4 protein-coding genes are annotated in these 4,120 nt (G+C 68.2%); 3 read left to right on the top strand and 1 reads right to left on the bottom strand.

Going from position 1 to position 4,120, the window contains the following annotated elements:
* Positions 1 to 172: 172 nt before the first annotated feature.
* Positions 173 to 1,264: a polysaccharide deacetylase family protein gene (locus tag AC6EI8_RS24805; protein WP_498383166.1), complete on the bottom strand. Its 1,092-nt coding sequence runs from the start codon at positions 1,262 to 1,264 to the stop codon at positions 173 to 175.
* 382 nt (positions 1,265 to 1,646) lie between these two features.
* Here AC6EI8_RS24805 and AC6EI8_RS24800 point away from each other — a divergent pair, with 382 nt between their 5' ends.
* The 3 genes from AC6EI8_RS24800 to AC6EI8_RS24790 form a co-directional block, all read left to right on the top strand.
* The gene (locus tag AC6EI8_RS24800; RefSeq protein WP_498383167.1) at positions 1,647 to 2,813 is read left to right on the top strand and encodes an ABC transporter substrate-binding protein; all 1,167 of its coding nucleotides are present in this window, start codon (positions 1,647 to 1,649) and stop codon (positions 2,811 to 2,813) included.
* A gap of 10 nt (positions 2,814 to 2,823) precedes the next feature.
* Positions 2,824 to 3,699: a branched-chain amino acid ABC transporter permease gene (locus AC6EI8_RS24795; RefSeq protein ID WP_498383165.1), complete on the top strand. Its 876-nt coding sequence runs from the start codon at positions 2,824 to 2,826 to the stop codon at positions 3,697 to 3,699.
* Positions 3,696 to 4,120: ABC transporter permease subunit (locus tag AC6EI8_RS24790; protein WP_498383164.1), on the top strand; the 425-nt coding region annotated here is incomplete at its 3' end. The genes AC6EI8_RS24795 and AC6EI8_RS24790, both read left to right, overlap by 4 nt.

Below are 4,120 nucleotides of genomic sequence, written 5' to 3'. Positions count from 1 at the left end.
GCTGGCGGCGGACTTGGGGGCCGCCTTGCCGGCGGTTTTTGCGGCGGTTTTTGCGGCGGCTTTTGCGGCAGCCCTGGCGGAAGCCTTGGTATCGGATCTCGCTGTCGTCCTGGCGGCGGCTTTGTCGACGTTGGCGGACATGAATTCGGTCAACGAATGAAGGGTCATGATGTTAGCGCGTGCCGGCCATGGTAGCGGTCATACCACGCGGCGCAATGGGAGCCCCGCCCACCGCATCCTCCACCGCATCCTCTACCGCGTCCTCCACCGCGTCCTCCACCGCGTCCTCCATCGCCTCGCAGATCGCCCCGGGTGTCGTCATCCAGATCTCGCCGGTATCGCGGCGCCGGGCGATATGCTCCAGTGCCCTGCGCAGATGGCGCAGCCGGTGCGGCTGCCCGACCAGATAGGGATGCAGCGCGATGCCCATCACCAGTGGCTGCGGGCGCGTGGCGTGGTTGGCCTGCGCCAGCATCTCGTCGAAATGGTCGACGATCATGTCGGCGAACGCGGCGCCGTCCATCTGCCGGCCGACGATCATCGGAATGTCGTTCAGTTCCTGCGGATACGGAATCGACCATAGCGGCCCGCCGCGCGTCGCCATTCGCACCGGACGATCGTCGTGGCACCAGTTCAGCGTATAGCGATAGCCGGTCTCGCACAGCAGGTCCGGCGTCAGCGCGCTCTCCGAGATCCATGGCGACAGCCAGCCGGTGGGCGGCTTGCCGGCATGGGCGGCGATGCGTTCGCGGCAATGGCGCAGCAGCGCGCGCTCGCCGGCTTCGTCCAGATCGCTCTGGCGCACCGCATTCGTATGCCCATGCCCGATCAGTTCGTCGCCGCGCGCGAGAAAGGCGTCCGGCACCTCGGGACAATGGTCGTACAGCGCGGTATTGAGCAGCACGCCGGCGGGCATGCGCAGCGCGTCGAACAGATCCAGGCAACGCCAGACGCCGACCCGGTTGCCGTATTCGCGCCAGCTGTAGTTCAGCACGTCGGGCTGCGGCGACGCGGGCCCGATATTCGCGCCCAGTCCCTCGCCGAAGGCGAAGTGCTCGATATTGAAGCCGAGATAGACGGCGAGCCGCGCGCCACCCGGCCAATGGAAATCGTCGACATCGGTGATGGGCCGATAGGGGAAGCGCCCGTGCGTGCGCAGCGGGCCGAATGCGGCAGTGGCAGCGTGGCGGTCGCGTGCGCCCTCCCCTGCCGCCCGTGGTGGAAGCGGAAGCGGAATCGGATTCGAATTCGGATTGTGGGTCATTGCCCTGTGCCCTTCGTCATTTGGCGATCGCGGCATCGGAGCGGCATCGGAGCGGCATCGGGCAGGATCGGAGCGTGACCGCCGCGTGCCCTGCACCGCCATGGCCCCGTTCCCGCACATCCCGCACCGCGTCCGTGCGGCATGCACCGCCTTCGATCGCATTCATATCGATACCCGAATCGTTCGCAAGATGCAGGCCAGATCGTATGCGATCCGCTACGCCTTCGTCCGCAAGGCATGGCGGTCCGATGTCGACCTGTGGCATGGCTCTTGCGAACGGATCGGCGGTCCGTCGATTCCACGACATCTTTCCCTTCCCGTTGCACCGATCCGGAGAACTGCCATGTCCCGCCACCGTCCCGAACCGCGCCGCCGCGCGCTGATGCTTGCCGTCGCCGCTGCCTGCGCGTTGCCCGCCGTGCCGGCACTGGCGGCCGAACCCGTCAAGATCGGCCTGATCACCGCCATGACGGGACAGTCCGCGCGCGCCGGCGAAGCGCTGACGCGCGGCATGACCATCGCGATCGAGGAGATCAATGCCAGGGGCGGCGTGCTGAACGGCCGCAAGCTCGAGCTGGTCCGCCGCGACGACGAAAGCAATCCCGCCAAGGGCGTGCTCGCCGCGCGCGAGCTGATCTACAAGGAGAAGATCGCGGTGCTGTTCGGCGGCCTCGACACGCCGGTGTCGATGGCGATCGTGCCCATCGCCAACCAGGAAAAGGTGCCGTTCATGGGACCGTGGGCGGCCGGCACGCCGATCACCCGCAATGGCGCCAATCCCAACTTCGTGTTCCGCGTGTCCGCGGTCGACGAGCTGGTCGACAAGGCGATGCTGCAGTACGCGCAGAAGACCTTTGGCGCGACCAAACCGGGACTGATCCTGGTCAACAACCCGTGGGGCGAATCCAACGAGAAGGGCATCGTCGCCGCGCTGACGGCCAAGGGCATGAAGGCCGCCGGCATCGAGAAGTTCGAGGCGAACGATGTCGACGTGGTGCCGCAGCTTGGCCGCCTGAAGGCCGCGGGCGCCGATGTGCTGCTGATGGTCGGCAACGTCGGCCCTTCGGCCCAGGTCGTCAAATCGCTGGACCGCATGGGCTGGAAGGTACCGGTGGTGTCGCACTGGGGCCCGGCCGGCGGGCGCTTCACCGAGCTGGCCGGCCCGAACGCGCGCAACGTCCACTTCGTGCAGACCTACAGCTTCTTCGGCGCGCCGTCGCCGGTCGGCACGCGCGTCGTCAACGCGCTGAAGGCCAGGTACAGCGACATCAAGGGACCGGACGACATCACGCCGGCGGTCGGCGTGGCCAACGCCTATGACGCCACGCATCTGGCCGCGCTGGCGATCCAGCGCGCCGGCTCGACCAGGGGCGATGCGGTACGCCAGGGCTTCTACGCCATCGACCGCCATGAAGGGCTGATCAAGACCTACGTGAAGCCCTTCTCGCCGCAGGTGCACGACGCGCTCACCGAGAACGACTACGTCTGGGCGCAGTTCATCGACAACCGCATCGTGCCGGTCGCCGACAAGCAGGTCGCGTCGAAGTAAGGAACGCCTCATGTTATGGATCTCCGCCCTGATCAGCGGTCTTGGCCTCGGAAGCATGTACGGGCTGATGGCGCTGGGCTTTCATCTGACCTATGTGGTCAGCGCCACCGTCAACTTCGCGCAGGGCAGCTCGATGATGCTCGGCGCCGTGCTGACCTACACCTTCGCGCAGACGCTCGGTTGGCCGATGGCCCCGTCCGTTCTGCTCGCGCTGGCGCTGTGCGCGCTGTACGGGCTGGCCGTCGAGTTCGTCGCGGTACGCCCGTTCGCCAGCCGCGGCTCCGATGCCTGGCTGATGGCGACGGTGGCACTCGGGATCGTGCTCGATAACGTCGTCACGCTGACCTTCGGCACCGAGCCGCGCAGCCTGCCCTCGCCGCTGGCAGCGTCGTCGCTGCAGCTCGCCGACGGGCTGGGCGTCTATCCGCTGCAGTTGCTGATCCCGCTGGTCGGCCTCGCGCTGGCGGGCGTGCTGCACTACGTGCTGCGCCATTCGCGCTGGGGCCTGGCGATGCTGGCGGTGGTGCAGAACCGCGATGCCGCGCGGCTGATGGCCATTCCGATCCGCCGCACCGTCGCCGCCGCGTTTGCGGTATCGACGCTGCTCGCCGGCGTCGCCGGCGTGCTGATCGCCCCGCTGTTCAACGTGCAGTCGGACATGGGCACGGTGTTCGGGCTGAAGGCGTTCGCGGTGGCGATCCTCGGCGGCCTGTCCAGCGCCTGGGGCGTGATGATCGCGGGCCTGATCTTCGGCGTGGTGGAGGCCGCGATCACGGCCGCGCTGGGCTCGAGCTATACGCAGATCATCACGTTCGCGCTGGTGATCGCGCTGCTGGCGCTGCGCCCGGCGGGACTGTTCGGCCGCGCGGGGGTACGCAAGGTATGAGCGCGCGTCCTCCCCTCGTCGCCGGCATCGGCACGCCGCTGCAGATTTCGGCCTTCCCCCTGGCGCTGCTGGGCGCCGCGGCCGCGGCCCTGCTGCTGAATGGCTACTTCGTCTTCGTGATCGCGGGCGTCGCCATGCTCGCGATCTGCGGCGTCGGCCTGAACCTGCTGATCGGCCTGACCGGGCAGATCTCGTTCGGCCATGTCGGCTTCTACGCGATCGGCGCCTACAGTGTCGCGATCCTGACCGGCCAGGCCGGCTGGAGCTTCTGGCCCGCCTGGCTGGCGGGCACCGCCATTGCCGCGTTGGCCGGCGCCCTGCTCGCGCTGCCGGCGCTGCGCGTCAAGGGGCCCGGCCTGGCGATGATCACCATCGCCTTCGGCTTCATCGTCGAGCACGGCGCGGTCGAATGGCGGGCGCT

Source organism: Cupriavidus sp. R6-3 (assembly GCF_059772245.1).
The sequence above is the reverse complement of the archived record's forward strand: the minus strand, read 5'-3'. Positions and strand labels throughout refer to the sequence as shown.

Excerpts from the sequence above, each read along its gene's own strand:
- AC6EI8_RS24800 (WP_498383167.1), top strand. The coding sequence starts at position 1,647 with ATGCTTGCCGTCGCCGCTGCCTGCGCGTTGCCCGCCGTGCCGGCACTG.
- AC6EI8_RS24795 (WP_498383165.1), top strand. The coding sequence starts at position 2,824 with ATGTTATGGATCTCCGCCCTGATCAGCGGTCTTGGCCTCGGAAGCATG.
- AC6EI8_RS24805 (WP_498383166.1), bottom strand. The coding sequence starts at position 1,264 with ATGACCCACAATCCGAATTCGAATCCGATTCCGCTTCCGCTTCCACCA.